The sequence below is a fragment of the Labrys sp. ALF-8 genome, from assembly GCF_059699065.1.
In genome coordinates this window covers 1,970,169-1,986,328 of sequence record NZ_AP048538.1, presented here as the reverse complement: position 1 = coordinate 1,986,328, position 16,160 = coordinate 1,970,169, and the positions used below count along the sequence as shown (strand labels likewise).

The window sequence follows — 16,160 nt, the reverse complement described above, 5'->3', positions numbered from 1 at the left end:
GCATGGGCTTCGTTATCGGCATAGATGGCGGTACAGAAAGCTTGCGGGCACGGGTGTTCGACCTTGCCGGCGAGTGCCTGGGCTCGGCGGCCTGTCCCTATGAGACAAAGTTCGCGCCCGGGGCCCGGGCCGAGCAGGACCCTGAGGACTGGTGGCGCGCTGCTGGCGTCGCCGTGAAGAAGGCGGTGGCCGAAGCCGGTATCGCCGCCTCGGACGTGGACGCCATCGGCCTCGCCACGACGAGTTGCACCGTCGTCGCGCTGGATGCGCAGGGCAGGGCGCTGCGGCCTGCCATCATCTGGATGGACGTGAGGGCCGAAGCAGAAGCCGCCGAGGTCCTGGCGACGGGGGATCCCGCGCTCGTGGTCAACTGCAACGGCAACGGGCCGGTCTCGGCCGAATGGATGATTCCCAAGGCCCGCTGGATCGCCAGGAACGAGCCAGCGATCTTCGAGCAGGCAGCGACGATCTGCGAGTACCAGGACTACATGAGCCTGAGATTGACTGGCCGGCGCTGCGCCAGCCTCGACAATGTTTCGATGCGCTGGCACTACTCCACCCTGCGCGGCGGCTATCCGCACAGCCTCGTCGCCAAGCTCGACATGGAGGCCCTGCTCGACAAATGGCCCGCCGACGTGGTGGCCCCGGGCGAGGTCATCGGCACCCTTACCGCGGAGGCGGCCGACCATCTCGGGCTCGACCGCGGCGTCAAGGTTGCACAGGGTGGGGCCGATGCCTTCATCGGCATGATCGGTCTCGGCGTCTCCCGACCGGGACAACTCGCGCTGATCACCGGCTCATCGCATCTGATGTTCGGCGTCTCCGCCAAGCCCGTATCCGTGAACGGGTTGTGGGGCACCTATGCCGATGCGGTCTATCCCGGCCTGCACATCATCGAGGGTGGCCAGACTTCCACGGGGTCGATCATCAACTGGCTGCGTCGCCTCGCCGGCGGCACACTCGATTTCGCGGCCCTGAACATCGAGGCGGCCAAGCTCGAACCAGGCTGTGACGGCCTCCTGGTGCTCGACCATTTCCAGGGCAACCGCACCCCCTACGTGGATGCGCTCTCGCGCGGCGCCTTCGTCGGCCTGACCCTCGGCCATGGCATGCCGCATCTCTTCCGGGCCGCCATCGAGGGCATCTGCTTCGGCACGCGGGCCATTCTGGACGGGATGACCGGCGCGGGTTTCTCCGCAACCGAGATCACCATCGGCGGCGGCGCCACCTCATCCGATCTCTGGCTGCAGATCCACGCCGATACCGCGGGGCTGCCCGTCAGCGTGCCGGCTTCCAGCGAGGCGCCTTCGCTCGGTGCGGCCATTCTTGCTGGCGTCGGCAGCGGTCATTTCGCCACGATCGACGAGGGCATGGCGGCGATGGTGCGGCCCGGCCGCCGCATCGAGCCGAGGCCACGCGAGCAGGCCCTCTACGACGATCTCTACAAGCGTTACGCCCAGCTCTATCCCGCCCTCAGGCCGTTCACGCGAAAGCCGGCGTAACGCCCCGTATTCCCGAAAGATTCTGGTGGTTTCAGATGCCGTCCAACACGCCCCTGTTCGATCTCTATCGCACGATGCGCCGCATTCGCACCTTCGAGGAGCATGTGGGTGAACTCTATGTCCGGGGGCTCTCCGCAGGCTCGATGCTGCATCTGTCGATCGGCGAGGAGGGCGCCGCGGCCGGCGTTTGCGCGGCGATGAAGCCGCAAGACAGCTTCACCACCCACCATCGCGGCCACGGCATCTTCCTGGCGCGTGGCGCCGAGCCCAATCGCATGATGGCGGAGATCGGCGGCAAGGAAACCGGTTATTGTCGCGGCAAGGGCGGTTCCATGCATATCGCGGACATGGCGCTCGGCCATCTCGGTGCCAACGCCATCGTCGGCGGCGGCATCTCGCACGTGGTCGGCGCGGGGCTCAGCTACAAGCGCCTGAAGAAGGATGCCGTCTCGATCGCATTTTTCGGTGACGGTGCCATGCAGCAGGGCATCCTCTACGAGAGCATGAACATGGCAGCGCTCTGGGAATTGCCGGTGCTGTTCGTGTGCATCAACAACCAGTACGGCATGGGCACGCGCATCGACAAGGCGACGCGATCCACCGCTTTCGACAAGCGAGCCGAGGCGTTCGGCCTGAAGGCGGAGATGGTGGACGGCGAGGATGTCGAAGAGGTCTACCAGAAGGCGCAGGGCCTGATCGATGGCGCCCGCGCCGGGCAGCCAGGCTTCATGGCGATCTCCTGCTTCCGCTTCTACGGCCATGGCCGCATGGACAAGAGCCCCTACCGCAGCGCCGAGGAGGAGGAGGCGGGGCGCAAGCGTGATCCCATAGCCCATGCCCGCGGACGCCTCATCGAGCGCTCGCTCGCCACCGGGGCCGAACTCGACGCACTGGACGCCGCCATCGCCAAGGAGATGAGCGACTCGATCGATTTTACAGCGGCCTCCACCGCGCCGCCGCTCACCTCGATGTTCCGCGATGTCTACGGCGTCGGCCAGCCCGAGCCGGAGCCGATACGCGCCCGCATCGACCGCATTCTGGCTCGGGCTTGAAGGAGGCAGCGATGGTCGAGATCACTTACCGCGACGCCCTGCGCCAGGCTCTCCATGATGCCATGGTGGCCGATGAGAACGTCGTCGTCATCGGCGAGGAGGTCGGTGTCTACGGAGGCGCTTATGGCGTCACGAAGGACCTCATCAAGCAGTTCGGCCCCGAGCGCCTCATCGACACGCCCATCAGCGAACCAGCGATCATCGGCACTGCCGTGGGTGCCGCGATGACCGGGCTGCGGCCGGTGGCGGAGCTGATGTATGTCGACTTCCTTGGCATGACCATGGACCAGGTGGGCAACCAGGCGGCCAAGATCCGCTACATGTTCGGCGGCCAGATCGGCGTGCCGATGGTGCTGCGAACCCAAGGCGGTACCGGCCGTTCCGCCGGGGCGCAGCATTCGCAGAGCCTTGAAGCGTGGATCATGCATACGCCCGGGCTTCGCCTTGCCATGCCCGCCACGGCCGCGGATGCCTATCACCTCCTGCGCCACAGCCTGACCCTTCCCGATCCGGTCGTCTTCATCGAGCACAAGTCGCTCTACGCGCGGAAAGAGGAGGCGAACCTCGATCTCCCGGATGCTCCGTGGGGCAAGGCGGTCGTTCGGCGCCGTGGCGATAACGTCACCGTCGTGACCTATTCGCGCATGGTTCATGTGGCGCTCGAGGCAGCGAAGGTCCTGGCCGGCAAGGGCATCGAGATAGAGGTCATCGACCTGAGGACGCTTAATCCGCTCGACATGGACACTGTGATCGCCTCGGTCAACCGGACCGGCCGCGCGGTGGCCCTGAGCGAGGGAGCGCTGACGGCCGGCGTCGCCGCGGAACTCGGCGCGCGCATCTCCGAGGAGTGCTTCGACTTCCTGGAGGATCCGGTCCTGCGTCTTGCGGGAGAGGATATTCCGATATCGGTATCCCAGGCGCTTGAGAGTTCCAGCATCCCGACGGTCGATCTCGTCGTGGAGAGCATCGAGAAGATGGTGCGCTGATGGCTGCGATCCTCGCATTACCGCGCCTCGGCGAGACCATGGAGGAGGGCAAGGTGGTCGGCTGGCTCAAGAAGCCGGGCGACGCCTTCAAGCGTGGCGAAACCATCGTAGAGATCGAGACCGACAAGACGGTGGTGGAACTGCCGGCGCTCAACGATGGGGTGCTCGTCGAGATCCTGGCGGGGGAAGGCGACCAGATCAACGTCGGCGATCCGCTCTGCCGCTATGAGGGAGAGGGCACGCAGGAGCCTGCAGAAGCGGCGGCGAAGCCTGAGATGCCCGCTATACCCTCGACTGAGGGCGCTGCAGCGTCATCGCCTATTGTGGAGGGCTTGGCGCTCGACCGCCCACGCGCCACCCCGCTCGCTCGCCGCATCGCGCGCCAGAACGGCGTCGATATCGGTACGGTGAAGGGTACGGGCCGGCGCTCCCGCGTCCAGGCTCGGGACGTCGAGGCGATTCTGACAGCACCACGAGCTGTCGAGCCCGTGGTGGCCGAGACCAGCGGCACCGCCTTCTGCGAGGTACCGGCCGGACGCATCGCCTATCGCGCATGGGGCAGGGGCACCGAACGTCCCATCCTGCTCCTGCATGGCTTCGGCGGTGACAGCCAGACCTGGACGCTTCTCGCTTCGCCGCTCGGCCGGCAAGGCCGCAAGGTGGTAGCGCCGGACCTCCCCGCCCATGGTGCTACCGATTTCGACGAGACCACCCTCGACGCGATGGCAGACGCCATCGTCGTCTTCATCGACAGGTTGGGCCTCGGCGGTGCCGAACTGGTCGGCCATTCGCTCGGTGGCGCGGTTGCCATGCGCGTCGCCCGCAGGCTCGGCGAGCGCGTCGGCCGCGTCACGTTGATCGCGCCGGCAGGCCTCGGAAGCGCCATCGATGCCGACTTCATCGACGGCATGGCGCACGCCTCGGCAGGAGGCGGGCTGGCCCATCTCCTGCGCAGAGTGGCGGTGCACCCGCCCGTTCTGTCTGCGCGGCAGCTCGACGCCATGGCTGCGTCACTCGGCACGCGGCTCGAGGGGCTTGCCGGAACGATCGTGCGCAACGGCCGCCAGCAGATCGACATCGTCCCCGATATCGGCGCCTTCGGTGGCGAGGTGCGGCTCGTCTGGGGACTGGAGGACCGGATCATTCCCTGGATCCAGGCCGTGGAGGCCGGCAGTGCCACGCCGGTCCACTTCATCCCCGAGGCCGGCCACATGCCGCAATGGGATCAACCGCAGAAACTGGCGGCGCTCTTCACCTGAGCCCGCCCAACAAGAAGACGGCATGACAACGAGCATGCACCGCGCAAACCGGAGGAAAGATGATGGACGAAAAGAAACTGGATCTGATCCAGCCCACCCGCCGCAGCCTGCTGGGCGGCATGGGGCTGGCGGGCGCCGCGGCCGTTCTCGGCTCGCAGTTCGCGAACTTCACCCTCGGCAGCACGCCGGCCCATGCCCAGGCGGCCAAGCCGCTGAAGGTGGCGGTCGTGGCCCAGCAGATGTCGGCGCAGTCCGACCAGCGCTCCTGGGACGGCTTGCAGCAGTGGCTGAAGAAGACGGGTCTCGACAAGAGCTGGCAGATCAACCAGACGGACGCCAAGGGTGATCCCGGCCAGTTGGTCAGCCAAATCGAGGACGCGATAACGGCAAAGTCGGATGCGATCCTGGTGATGTACGGCACGCTGACGGCCGCCAAGAGCGCGCTCGACAGCCTCACTGCGTCGAAGATCCCGTTCTTCAGCCTGGACTCCGGCTGGCAGGCGCCGGCGATCGCCGATATCACCTCCAACAACTACGCCATGAGCGCACAGACCGTGCAGTTCATGATCGACACCCTGCTCGCCAAGGGCAAGACCTCCGCCAACATGTGCGCCGTAATCGCGAACTTCCATCATGGCACCCGCAAGCGCGGCAAGGTGATGAAGACGGCGCTCACGGAAAACGAATGGATCTCGCTGAAGACCGAGCGGGTCATCCAGTACTCGGGCTTCTACGAGACCACCCAGAATACCGTGAACGACTGGCTCACCACCTACGGATCGGATCTTGACGTGATCTGGTGCCCGTGGGACGAGCCGGCTATGGCGGCGGCCGAGGTGATCGCCTCCCGCGGCCTTCAGGACAAGATCTTCGTGATCGGCCATGACGGCCATCCCACCGCCCTCGACCGCATGCGCAAGCCCGACTATCCGCTGCTCGCCACCACGGCGCAGGCCTTCGAGGTTTGGGGTGCCTATACGGGCTGGCTGATCAACGAGATCGTGGGCAAGGGCGGGGACGTGAAGAAACTGGTGCCCGTTCCCACCGTCGAATTCCCTGCTCCGCTCCTGGTCAAGGGCGTCAACATCCCCGATGCCAACACGCCGACCTACAATGCGCAGGACCTCTACTACATCTACCGCGATCGCGCTCTCGCGGGAATGTAGCCTGCCCGATCGATGGACGGGCTTCTCCCGCCCGTCCATCGATCATTCACGGTGGAGACGAATGATGGATGCTTCTGCGGCCAAGGCCGAGCCGCGCCTGAGTGCCCGGGGGATCGGCAAGAGCTTTCACGGCAATCCGGCCCTGAGCGATGTCGATCTCGACCTCAGGGGCGGGGAAATGCTGGCGCTCGTCGGCGCCAACGGCGCCGGCAAGTCGACCCTTATCAAGATCATCTGCGGTGCGCTGAAGTGCGACCACGGCGAGATCCGCATCGACGGAAAGCCCGTGACCATCCATTCCGTGCGCGACGCCCATGCCGCCGGCATCGCGGTCGCGCATCAGCAGATAGCGATCATTCCGTGCCTGACGGCCGCCGAGAACATCATGCTCGGCCGGGAGCCCCTGCGCGGTGGCTTTATCCAGAACGGTCCGCTCTACGCGGGGGCCCGAAAGATCGCTGCCCGCTTCGGCATCGATATCGCGCTCGATCGCGAATGCGGACAACTGGGGCTCGGGGAGAACAAGATCCTCGACATCCTCAAGGCCTTGGTGAGCGAACCGGCCATCCTCATCCTGGACGAACCCACCGCCTCGCTCACTCTCAACGAGAGTCGCAAGCTCTTCGCTTTCCTGCGTGAGCTCAAGGCCAAGGGCCTCGCCATTATCTTCATCTCGCATCATATCAACGAGATTTTCGAGGAATGCGACCACGTCGTCGTGCTCAAGGACGGCCGCAAGGTGCATGATGGGCCCGTGTCCCGGACCACACCCGAAAGCGTGGTCCATCTGATGGTAGGGCGCACCATCGAGGATACCGACTGGTCCAGCCACAAGGTTCCCGGCGAAGTCACCCTGAGTCTCAGGGGCACTACCATCGCCGGCCTCAATGTTCCCGAGCTCACCGTCCATGCCGGGGAAGTCGTCGGGATCGCAGGCGTTCTCGGCGGTGGCCAGACGCAGCTTCTGGAAACCCTGGCAGGCGACGGTCCACGGCCCGTAGGCGGAGAACTGACGGTCAATGGCGAGGCCGGCTGTCCCCGCACGGTGTCCGACGCCATCGTTCGCGGTGTCTATCTCGTCGCGGACGAGAGGCTGAAGAAGGCGCTCTTCCCCGGACTCTCGGTGGAGGAGAACCTGCTCACGGGATCGCTGAACGAGACCAGCCGCCTCGGTTTCATGCAGACCGGCAAGATCGTCGCTGCTGCGCAGGAGGCGATCCGCCGTCTCGCCATCAAGTGCAGCGGCCGAGCGCAGGACATCCTGCAACTCTCGGGCGGCAACCAGCAGAAGGTTGCCTTCGGCCGCTGGCTGATCCGCATGGACAGCGGCAGCAGGAAGGTCAAGCCATTGCTTCTGCTCGACAATCCGACAGAGGGCGTCGATGTGGGCAGCAAGGCGGAACTCTACGCGCTGATCCGTGATCTGGCCCGCTCGGGCGCAAGCGTCCTCATCGCCAGTGCCGAATTTCCGGAAATGCTGAAGCTGTGCGACCGCATCTACTGCATTGCCAACAAGTCGATCGGCACCTGCCTGGAGCGGGCCGATTTCTCCGAAGAACGCTTGCTGCTCGAGGTGAACTGATCATGAGCATGAATTCACAGGCTGCGGCAGGCAGCCGCTTCGATTTCAGTGGCCTGATCGCTCGCTATGGCACGGTAGTGGCCGCCGTGCTGATCTTCATCGGCTTCGCGCTCGCCACGGAGCGCTTCCTGTCGGTCGGCAATCTCAGCAATGTCCTCATCCAGATCTCGGTGCTGATGGTGATCTCCTCGGCCCTCACGGTGGCGGTGGCAAGCGGCGAATTCGACCTCTCCATCGGCTTCGTCGCCAGCCTGGCCGTGGTCCTCGTGGCGGGCCTCATCGCCTGGTCCGGCTATTCGGTCGCGGTCGCCATCATCCTGTCCATGCTGGCGGGGGTCGCCGTAGGGTTGATCAACGGCATGCTGGTGACGGTCCTGCGCATACCCTCGCTGATCGCGACTCTGGCCATGGGTCCGATGGTGCTCGGGCTCAACTATGCCTACACCAATGGCGATTCGATCTATGAGCCGATGCCCGAGAGCTTTTACTACATCGCCAAGGGCAAGCTGTTCGAGGTGATCCCGGTGCCGGTGGTGATCGCGGTCGTGATCGTGATCGCATTCTACGTGTTGCTCAACCGCACGAGGCTCGGCCGCAACATCATCGCGACGGGGGCGAACATCCAGGCTGCCCGCCTGTCGGGCATCAAGGTGAACCGGGCTCGGGTGGTGGCGCTGGTGCTGTCGGCGGTGGGCGCGGCAATCGGCGGCGTGATGCTCACGGCTCGCCTCGGCAGTGGCCAGTCAGGCGCCGGCGACGCCTACCTGATGGACAGCCTCACCGCGGTATTCCTCGGAATGACCGCCTTCAAGCCGGGACGAGCCACCGTGCAGGGCACGCTCGTCGGCGTCGTCATTATCGGCATGCTCAACAATGGCCTGAACCTCCTCGGTGCACCGTTCTGGGTGCAGAACGAGGTGCGCGGCCTCGTCATGCTTGCGGCCGTCAGCCTTGCGGTGCTGACGACGGAAATCCGCTTCTTCCGATAATCGCTCAGGAATACGAAAGGGTACCCCATGGCCAATCCATCCAACGGGCGCGTCGCGCTGGTCACCGGCGCCAGCCGTGGCATCGGGCGCGCCATCGCCCTCGGGCTTGCCGAGGAGGGCTATGACGTCGTCATCAACGATATCGAACGCCAGTCGGTGCAGCTTGACGGCGTGGCCGGCGAGATCCGTGCCAAGGGCCGCAAGGCCTGGCCGGTCCTTGCCGATGTGAGCAGCAAGGCCGAGGTCGAGGCCATGGTGGCCAAGGCGCTGGCGGAGGCCGTCAAGATCGACGCCGTCGTCAACAATGCCGGCATCCTGATCGCCAAGCCCGTCGACACGCTCGAGGAGCGTGAGTGGGATGCGGTCCTCGACGTCAACGCCAAGGGCACCTTCCTCGTCATCCAGGCGTTGCTGCCGCATTTCAAGGCCCGGAAATATGGGCGCATCGTCAACATCGCCTCGATCGGCGGCAAGCATGGTGCTCCGGAACAGGCGCATTATTCCGCTTCGAAGGCGGCGGTGATGGGCTTTACCCGCGTGCTGGCGCAGGAGGTCGGTCCGTTCGGCATTACCGCCAACTGCATCTGCCCGGGGATCATCGTCACCGATATGGGCCGCACGAACCTGGAAGTGAAGGAGATCGCCGACAGATGGATCGCCAATACGGCGCTCGCCCGCCTGGGGCAGCCCGAGGACGTGGCCGGCCCCGTCTGCTTCTTTGCTTCCGATGCCTCGGCCTTCGTCACCGGCCAGACGTTGAATGTGTGCGGCGGCATCGTGCTGACCTGAGATCGCAGGCAAAAAGGGGGAATCCGTGGCCGCAGGGCGCTCCCCGTCAGCTCGCGAACGCGTTGGCGAGAGCCACGAAGCCCTCGACCGGCACTTCCTCCGCTCGCATGTCCGGACGTAGTCCCGCTGCGTCGAGGGCTGCCTGCAAGTTACCGCCAAGGCCCTTGAGGCTCTGGCGCAACATCTTGCGGCGCTGCCCGAAAGCCGCCTGCGTCACCCGCTCCAGCGCGGCGGCGGTACAGGGCAGGGGCTGGGCGCGGGGGCGCAGGTGCACGACCGAGGACGTCACCTTCGGCGGTGGCACGAAGGCGCCCGGCGGCACATCGAAGACGATCTGGGCCTGTGTGCGCCAGCCCGCGAGGACCCCGAGGCGGCCATAGGCGTCGTCCGCCTCGGTGGCGACGATGCGTTCGGCCACTTCCTTCTGGAACATCAGGATCATGGAGTCGAACCAGGGCGGCCAGGGCTCGGTCTTGAGCCAACCGATCAGGAGCGGCGTCGCGACGTTGTAGGGGAGGTTGGCGATGATGCGGACAGGTCCGGCCAGTCTCTCGATCAACTCCGGCCACCTGGCCTCCAGGGCGTCGCCTGAATGCACCGTGAGCCGGCCGGGATAGTGCTCCGCAACCTGTGCAAGGGCCGCCAGGCAGCGCTCGTCGCGCTCGACCGCCACGACATGCCGTGCGCCGCTGGCGAGCAGTGCACGCGTCAGGCCTCCCGGGCCCGGACCAACTTCCACGACGTTGATGCCCTCGAGAGAGCCGCCGGCGCGGGCGATCTTGGCGGTGAGGTTGAGGTCCAGCAGGAAGTTCTGGCCAAGGGACTTCTTGGCCATCAGCTCATGCTGGCGGATCACCTCGCGCAGAGGGGGGAGCGTGTCGATTTGGGCCATGCTGTCAACGCGAGAGGCGGTCGGCCAGCTTGAGGCTGGCGAGGAAGCTGGAGGGATTGGCCTTGCCGGTGCCGGCCAGATCGAAGGCGGTGCCGTGATCGGGCGAGGTGCGCACGAAGGGCAGGCCCAGCGTCACATTCACGGCCTCGTCGAAGGCCAGCGCCTTGGCGGGGGCCAATGCCTGGTCGTGATACATGCAAAGCGCTGCGTCGTAGGTCTGGCGAGCCCTGGCGTGAAACATCGTATCGGCCGGCAGGGGTCCCCATGCGTCGATGCCCTCGGTCTTCAGCCGGGCAATGGCGGGCGCCACGATGTCACGATCCTCGCTGCCGAGCGCCCCGTTCTCTCCGGCGTGAGGGTTCAGTCCGGCCACCGCCAGGCGAGGGGAGGCAATGCCGAAACGCGCCTTGAGGTCATGGGCGACCGTCAGGCCTGTCGCATAGACCAGATCCTCGGTGAGGGTCGAAGGCACCTGCGCCAGCGGTATATGGATCGTCACCGGCACGACGGCGACCGTCTCCGACCAGATCATCATCACCGGCTCCGCCCGGCTGTTCCAGAAGCGCTCGCCGAGCTCACCCAGGAACTCGGTATGGCCCGGATGCTTGAAGCCGGCGCGATAGAGCACGTCCTTCATGATCGGCGCCGTGACCATCGCACGGGCCTGGCCATCGCATATCGCCCGCGCCGCGCGCTCGATGGATTCGATCACGGCAGCAGCGCCGGCGATGGACGGTTTACCCGGTTCATCGGGCGTGCCGTTGGCGAGGGCGACCACCGGTAAGCCGCGTGCGAAGGCATCCCTGACTCCGGCTTCATCGGTCTCGATCACAGGCACGTCAATGCCGATCCGGCGCGCGCGTGCGGCGAGCAGAGCAGGGTCGGCATAAGCGAAGAAAGGCGCACTTGCGGCCCGGTTCGCCGCGGCCATCAGGAGCAGCTCGGGGCCGATGCCGGCGGGTTCCCCCAGGGTGAGGGCAATCGGCGGTAACTCCTGGTCCTGATGAAGCAAGGCGGTGATCCCTGGGCGTGTCCGGAAGCTGCTTTAAAGCATCGCGGAGGCCTTGTCTCGCAAATCCCGGACACGCGTTCCGCCGGAAATGCAAATGCCCGGAACTCTGTCCGGGCATTGCGAAACCGTCCATATCAGGCGGAACGACCGTCAATTGGTGTTCAGATTGCCTTCCGTGTCGGTAAAGCTGCTCGATTTGGTGACGTTGGCATTGGTGAAGCCGTCGTTCCACATCTTGTCGGCGAATTCCTTCGGATTGCCGCTCACCCCGAGGCCACGCAACTGCAGTTGGAACTGAACGGTCGTGTCGTTCTTGAGTGAGGTGGTATCGTAAGTCCGCTCCAGGCTCAGGCCGAGGGCGATACAGGCATCCACATAGGTCAGGCCGACATAGCTCGTCGAGAAGCGCTTCGACTTCATGTCATACTGGGCGCCGGCGCTGGCGATCCAGTTCTCGGTCAGCTTCCAGGCCGCCTTGCCGTTGATGCCTTCGCGCTGGTCGAGACCGAGCAGGGGCTGGGCGTCATAGCGCGCATAGGTGATGTCGGTCTTCAGATTGCCGATCGTGCCGATCGCGCCGACCTCGAAGGCCTTCATGTCCCAGCTCTTCTCGTCGAAGCGGGCGTCGGTCAGGACGGCGAAGTTGTTCACGGGCTGCAGATACAGCCGGCCGACATAGTCGGACACATTGGTGTCAAGCCCCGATTCCAGGCCGGTATTGGCCATGTCGGGATCCTTGTAGGGATTTGTGCCGCCGAAGGAATAGGACTGCCCGAACATGGCATTGTAGTAGCCGCCGCCATTGGTGGTCAGCGAATACTGGAAGCCGGCATTGATGCGCGAGCCATCTTCGACGCGGTCATACCCGGAAAACTTGTCCCAGGCGAAGAGGTTCGAGTCGTCGAAGATCAGGCTCTGCGAATCCTCGTTCGGGAAGGAGCCGCTTTGGGCCGCCTTCGGCCGCAGGATAATCTGCGCGATGGGCTCGAAGATCTGCGTGCCCCAGTCCGACTGCGAGATGAAGGGATAACGATAGTCGAGGCCGATCGCCGGCACGACGCGCGCCGCCGTATCGCTCTTGTTGCCGACGAACTGCTGGTTTGTGGGATCATCGAGACGAGTGAAGCCGAGATCGCCACGGACATAGGCGAAGGGGGTCCACTGCTGGCCCCAGCTGTCCGTGAAGGTCTTCTTCCAGTAGACGTTGAGCGACGTGCGCGCATAGTCGCCGTCGATGCCGCGCAGGAGGCAGTTTGCCCGGGTCTTAGCGGTGGTGGAGTCGCAGATCTGGCCCAGTATGTTGTCGTAGGCCGACTGCTGGCGCGTCAGGTTGGTGAAGTTGAAGTTCCAGCCGACTTCGCCGCCGAACACCGGGTGATTGACGACGTAGTCATAGTCGAGAACCGGCAGAACCGTCGGCAGCTGCTTCTGCACGTCGGCCGTGGTCAGCCCCTGGAAGTAGTAGCCGCGCAGGTCGAACCACGATTTGTCGCCCGAACCCGTCAGATACACGGTCGAGGTCGCCGTAGGCTGGCCGCGCAGATTGTCGAGCCTGTAGTCGCGCCAGTAATATTTGTCGCTGAGGGCGTTCACATCCCAGCCGAAGCGCCACTTGTCGTTCAGCCAGAACTCGCCCTTCGACGAGACCGACCCGCGGAAATTCGGTTCTCCGATGTTCTCGTTGGCGAACTTGTCCGGATCGGTCAGGAAGGCACCGGAAGCCATGATCGAGTAGCTGCCGTTAAGAAGGCGGTGGCGCCATTCGATCTGTCCGGTCGGGCCCTGCGACGTGGTGAAGCCCGGGGTCAGCGTCAGGTCGTAATTGGGGGCGAGGTTGATGAAATAAGGCGCCTCGAACCCGTAGCCGAGGTCCGAGGTGTGATAGTAGCGCGGCGAAACGAAGCCGGACTTGCGCGTCACCGAAGGATCGGGACTCGACATATAGGGCAGGTAGGCGATCGGCAGGCCGTAGACCTCGAAGTAGGCATCTTCGAAGTACAGCATCTTCTCCTGCTCGTTGTGAATCACCTTCATGGCTTTGATCTGCCACAGGGGGGGCTTGGCCGGATTCTCTTTGCAGGGCTCGCAGGCGGTGTAGACGCCGTTCTGGAAGACGGTGACGTTGCCGTCCGTGCGCTCGGCCCGGTTGGCGGCCAGCCGTGTCTCGTCGGTGGTCAGCACTCGCAGCGAATTGACGAAACCGTCCTTGAAGTCGTCCGTGAGGTCGAAATCGCTCGCATGCGTGATGGTGCCGTCAGCCTCCGTCACCACGACATTGCCGTAGGCATGCACTCGCTTGGCCTTGCGGTCATACACGACGCGATCGGCCTGCAGTGCGCGGCCGTTGTAATAGATCTGGACCGACCCCAGCGCAGTGACGACGTCCTTGTCCTGGTCGTACTGCATCTCCCTGGCCTTGAGGACCATGTTGGAGCTCTTGTTGTCGGTGGTGCCTACCCCCCCTTCGTTGAGGACGCCGAGCATGCCGCTCTGGGCCTGGGCAGGTGACGGAAACAACGCAAACGACAGCGCTGCCACCGCGACAGTGGTGCAGAGCATATTCGTAAGGAAGTGGCGAGCTGATACGCGCATCAGCCATCCTCCTGGTTAAGCAACACAGTAAAACCGATCAGGGCACCAATGACAGCAGGAGTCCAGGCGGCCGCAGCTGGATTGACCAGCCCCGCAATTCCCAGATCCCGAGCCATTTTGGTTACGACGTACAGCACAAAGCCAGCCCCGATACCACTCAAAACCATAACGCCGATACCGCCCAAGCGAGCAAATCGCAACGAAACGGTCGCCGCGATCAGCACCATCGCCACGAGCAGAATGGGGCGAGCCAGAAGTACCTGATATTGCAGCCGGTAGTCATTTGCTTCAAGTCCCGCAGCGCCTTGTTGTGCGATTGCGGATGGGAGTCTCCAGAAAGACACGCTGTCGGCTTCCACCGCAAAATTCTGGTCGACCTGAGCCTTGGTCAAAGATGTAGGAAAATCAAGAGTTTCCATGGATTTGGGCTCTTGATTGGGCACGAATTCCCGAACTTTTGAAAGACGCCAGACGTGATTGTCAAGCTTTGCCGTATCGGCTTCCAGACGTTTGGTAAATCGATTGTCAGGGTCGAAAGCGTAGATCGTGACCCCCGAAAGGGTGCCGTCGTCGGCATTTTCGGCCAGGGCGTGGATTACCGCCTGCCCTTCGATCGAGCGTTGGCGGATCCAGAACACCTTGTCGCTGTCGCGCTCCTGGCGTGAGCCGAACACCCTGGCGTCGAGGAGGTCGCTCCGTGCCTTGAGGGTGGCGGACAATGGATTGAAGCCGATCGCTGCCAGGATGCCGAGTGCGAGGGCACAGGCCAGCGGCGGCATGAGAAACTGCCAGACCGAGAGGCCGGCGGCGCGCATGACGACCAGTTCCAGGCGAATGCTCAGATTGACGAAGCAGATGATGGCGCCGAACAGGAAGACGAAGGGAAGCGTCTGCTCGATGATCGACGGCGTGCGCAGAAGCGAGATCGCGGCGATGGACGCGATCGAGACATGCGGCATATCGCCGGCCCGCCGTGTCGTGTCGGCGAAGTCCAGGAGGAAGATCATCACGAACAGGAACGCGAGCACGCCGAAGATGGAGGCGACGAAGCGCCTGCCGAGGTAGCGGCCGAGAGTCGAGGTCAGTATCATGCGCGCGCCGCCCGGCTGGAAAGACGCGTGGTGATGTCGCTGAACCAATCCGTCACGCCGCGCGGCAGCGAAAGCCGAATCCAGCCCAGGATGATTCCAAGGCAGAAGAGCGAAGTCAGGAGCGGCACGCCGAAGGCCACGTAGACGCCGCCCGAGGAGTGGACGCTGAGGCTCTGCGTGGCGATGAATCCGATGATGCGGACCACGAGCACCCCGAGGATTGCGAAGCCGATGGCGCTGGCGCGGCCCTGGCGTGTCGTGCGCGCCTGGCCGAGGGCGGCGAGGGCGATGAGCATGAAGGCGATCGGATAGAGCGGCGCGGTGAAGCGATCGACGAGTTCACCGCGGATGCGGCTCATCTCCACCGGGCTCTTCACATCCGAGGGCTTGGTGTTCCACAACTCGGTGGTATAGCGGTCGCGCGGCTTGAAATTGATGGTGTCGTTGTCGTCATTGGCAAGCTGCGACAGATCGAACTGATACTGCTCGAAGGTCACGATCGACGCATTGGAGGCGTTGCCGCCTTCCTGCTGCTGCAGCGAGCCCTTGTTGAGCACGAGGATGAGGCCGGAAGGCGAATCGACCACCTTGCCGGTCTCGGCGATGTAGGTCGTGGTCTTGCCCTTGTCGCGAGCGTCCTGCACGAAGATGCCGAGCAGCGTTCCGTCGGACTGGCGCTCGCGAATATGGAAAGTGTAGCCGCGCAGGGTGGTGAACTGGCCTTCCTTCAGGAAGTGCTGCACCACGTCGGCAGCGGCTGCGACACGCCAGCTCGTGAGTTCGTGCTGGCTCGCCGGCTGGCCATAGAGCGTTATCGCGGCGATTCCGGCGGCGGCGAGCAGCGTTATGCTGGCAAAGGGCGTGATGAGGCGCGCGGGCGAGTAGCCTGCGGCATTGAGCACCACCAGCTCCGAACCGGCATTGAGGCGCTGCAGAAGCCAGATCGCTGCGACGAAGACCGCGAGCGGGGCAACCACCACCACGAGGGCCGGCAGCGCCAGGGAGCTGATCACCAGGAACACCAGGACCGATTGCCCCTGGGCTGTCATGACATTGAATTCGCGCAGGGCGCCGACCATCCAGGCCAGGAGCGTCAGCACGACGAGGCAGACCAGAAAGGCAAAGCCGAACTGTCTGGCGATATATCGGCTGACGAGATTCATTTACCCCTCGGGACTCCTGATCGGGTTTTGTAGCTTCCCGCTACGGGGCAGGCGAGACGTTTGTGTGGCGAGGTCGGCTTCTCAA

General features: G+C 64.4%; 13 protein-coding genes. 8 read left to right on the top strand and 5 right to left on the bottom strand.

Going from position 1 to position 16,160, the window contains the following annotated elements; all coding sequences use genetic code 11:
* The first annotated feature begins 2 nt into the window (after positions 1 to 2).
* From AC6H34_RS29620 to AC6H34_RS29585, 8 genes are all read left to right on the top strand, one after another.
* Complete coding sequence (locus tag AC6H34_RS29620; RefSeq protein WP_497541230.1) at positions 3 to 1,502, top strand: FGGY-family carbohydrate kinase; 1,500 nt, start codon at positions 3 to 5, stop codon at positions 1,500 to 1,502.
* Positions 1,503 to 1,537: 35 nt separating this feature from the next.
* Entirely contained in the window at positions 1,538 to 2,554 is a 1,017-nt protein-coding gene (locus AC6H34_RS29615) for a thiamine pyrophosphate-dependent dehydrogenase E1 component subunit alpha (protein ID WP_448148210.1), read from the top strand.
* An 11-nt stretch (positions 2,555 to 2,565) separates the two neighbouring features.
* Positions 2,566 to 3,540 (top strand): alpha-ketoacid dehydrogenase subunit beta, encoded by a 975-nt coding sequence (locus tag AC6H34_RS29610; RefSeq protein WP_497541229.1) that lies wholly within the window; start codon positions 2,566 to 2,568, stop codon positions 3,538 to 3,540.
* Positions 3,540 to 4,799: an acetoin dehydrogenase dihydrolipoyllysine-residue acetyltransferase subunit gene (locus tag AC6H34_RS29605; protein WP_497541228.1), complete on the top strand. Its 1,260-nt coding sequence runs from the start codon at positions 3,540 to 3,542 to the stop codon at positions 4,797 to 4,799. Before AC6H34_RS29610 ends, AC6H34_RS29605 begins: the two co-directional genes overlap by 1 nt.
* 59 nt (positions 4,800 to 4,858) lie before the next feature.
* Positions 4,859 to 5,965, top strand: coding sequence for a sugar ABC transporter substrate-binding protein (locus AC6H34_RS29600; RefSeq protein WP_448148207.1), 1,107 nt, complete (start codon positions 4,859 to 4,861; stop codon positions 5,963 to 5,965).
* A gap of 61 nt (positions 5,966 to 6,026) precedes the next feature.
* Positions 6,027 to 7,547 carry a sugar ABC transporter ATP-binding protein gene (locus AC6H34_RS29595; RefSeq protein ID WP_497541227.1) on the top strand — a complete coding sequence of 507 codons (1,521 nt, stop codon included), beginning with the start codon at positions 6,027 to 6,029 and terminating at the stop codon, positions 7,545 to 7,547.
* 2 nt (positions 7,548 to 7,549) lie between these two features.
* Positions 7,550 to 8,536, top strand: coding sequence for an ABC transporter permease (locus tag AC6H34_RS29590; RefSeq protein WP_497541226.1), 987 nt, complete (start codon positions 7,550 to 7,552; stop codon positions 8,534 to 8,536).
* A gap of 27 nt (positions 8,537 to 8,563) precedes the next feature.
* Positions 8,564 to 9,325, top strand: coding sequence for an SDR family NAD(P)-dependent oxidoreductase (locus AC6H34_RS29585; RefSeq protein ID WP_497541225.1), 762 nt, complete (start codon positions 8,564 to 8,566; stop codon positions 9,323 to 9,325).
* Positions 9,326 to 9,371: 46 nt separating this feature from the next.
* Here AC6H34_RS29585 and rsmA read toward each other — a convergent pair whose 3' ends face one another.
* The 5 genes from rsmA to lptF all read right to left on the bottom strand — a co-directional run bounded on the left by rsmA (position 9,372) and on the right by lptF (position 16,075).
* Positions 9,372 to 10,217 (bottom strand): 16S rRNA (adenine(1518)-N(6)/adenine(1519)-N(6))-dimethyltransferase RsmA, encoded by an 846-nt coding sequence (gene rsmA / locus AC6H34_RS29580; protein ID WP_448148203.1) that lies wholly within the window; start codon positions 10,215 to 10,217, stop codon positions 9,372 to 9,374.
* A 4-nt stretch (positions 10,218 to 10,221) separates the two neighbouring features.
* Positions 10,222 to 11,229 carry a 4-hydroxythreonine-4-phosphate dehydrogenase PdxA gene (gene pdxA / locus AC6H34_RS29575; RefSeq protein WP_497541224.1) on the bottom strand — a complete coding sequence of 336 codons (1,008 nt, stop codon included), beginning with the start codon at positions 11,227 to 11,229 and terminating at the stop codon, positions 10,222 to 10,224.
* Between the two features lie 150 nt (positions 11,230 to 11,379).
* Positions 11,380 to 13,821 (bottom strand): LPS-assembly protein LptD, encoded by a 2,442-nt coding sequence (locus tag AC6H34_RS29570; protein WP_448148201.1) that lies wholly within the window; start codon positions 13,819 to 13,821, stop codon positions 11,380 to 11,382.
* Positions 13,821 to 14,912, bottom strand: a complete 1,092-nt coding sequence (gene lptG, locus AC6H34_RS29565) for an LPS export ABC transporter permease LptG (RefSeq protein ID WP_448148200.1) — start codon at positions 14,910 to 14,912, stop codon at positions 13,821 to 13,823. The genes AC6H34_RS29570 and lptG overlap by 1 nt, the downstream gene beginning before the upstream one ends.
* Entirely contained in the window at positions 14,909 to 16,075 is a 1,167-nt protein-coding gene (lptF, locus tag AC6H34_RS29560) for an LPS export ABC transporter permease LptF (RefSeq protein WP_497541223.1), read from the bottom strand. Before lptF ends, lptG begins: the two co-directional genes overlap by 4 nt.
* Between the last annotated feature and the right edge of the window lie 85 nt (positions 16,076 to 16,160).

Coding starts and splice junctions, on each gene's coding strand:
- AC6H34_RS29620 (WP_497541230.1), top strand. CDS start 3: ATGGGCTTCGTTATCGGCATAGATGGCGGTACAGAAAGCTTGCGGGCA.
- AC6H34_RS29615 (WP_448148210.1), top strand. CDS start 1,538: ATGCCGTCCAACACGCCCCTGTTCGATCTCTATCGCACGATGCGCCGC.
- AC6H34_RS29610 (WP_497541229.1), top strand. CDS start 2,566: ATGGTCGAGATCACTTACCGCGACGCCCTGCGCCAGGCTCTCCATGAT.
- AC6H34_RS29605 (WP_497541228.1), top strand. CDS start 3,540: ATGGCTGCGATCCTCGCATTACCGCGCCTCGGCGAGACCATGGAGGAG.
- AC6H34_RS29600 (WP_448148207.1), top strand. CDS start 4,859: ATGATGGACGAAAAGAAACTGGATCTGATCCAGCCCACCCGCCGCAGC.
- AC6H34_RS29595 (WP_497541227.1), top strand. CDS start 6,027: ATGATGGATGCTTCTGCGGCCAAGGCCGAGCCGCGCCTGAGTGCCCGG.
- AC6H34_RS29590 (WP_497541226.1), top strand. CDS start 7,550: ATGAGCATGAATTCACAGGCTGCGGCAGGCAGCCGCTTCGATTTCAGT.
- AC6H34_RS29585 (WP_497541225.1), top strand. CDS start 8,564: ATGGCCAATCCATCCAACGGGCGCGTCGCGCTGGTCACCGGCGCCAGC.
- rsmA (WP_448148203.1), bottom strand. CDS start 10,217: ATGGCCCAAATCGACACGCTCCCCCCTCTGCGCGAGGTGATCCGCCAG.
- AC6H34_RS29570 (WP_448148201.1), bottom strand. CDS start 13,821: ATGCGCGTATCAGCTCGCCACTTCCTTACGAATATGCTCTGCACCACT.
- lptG (WP_448148200.1), bottom strand. CDS start 14,912: ATGATACTGACCTCGACTCTCGGCCGCTACCTCGGCAGGCGCTTCGTC.
- lptF (WP_497541223.1), bottom strand. CDS start 16,075: ATGAATCTCGTCAGCCGATATATCGCCAGACAGTTCGGCTTTGCCTTT.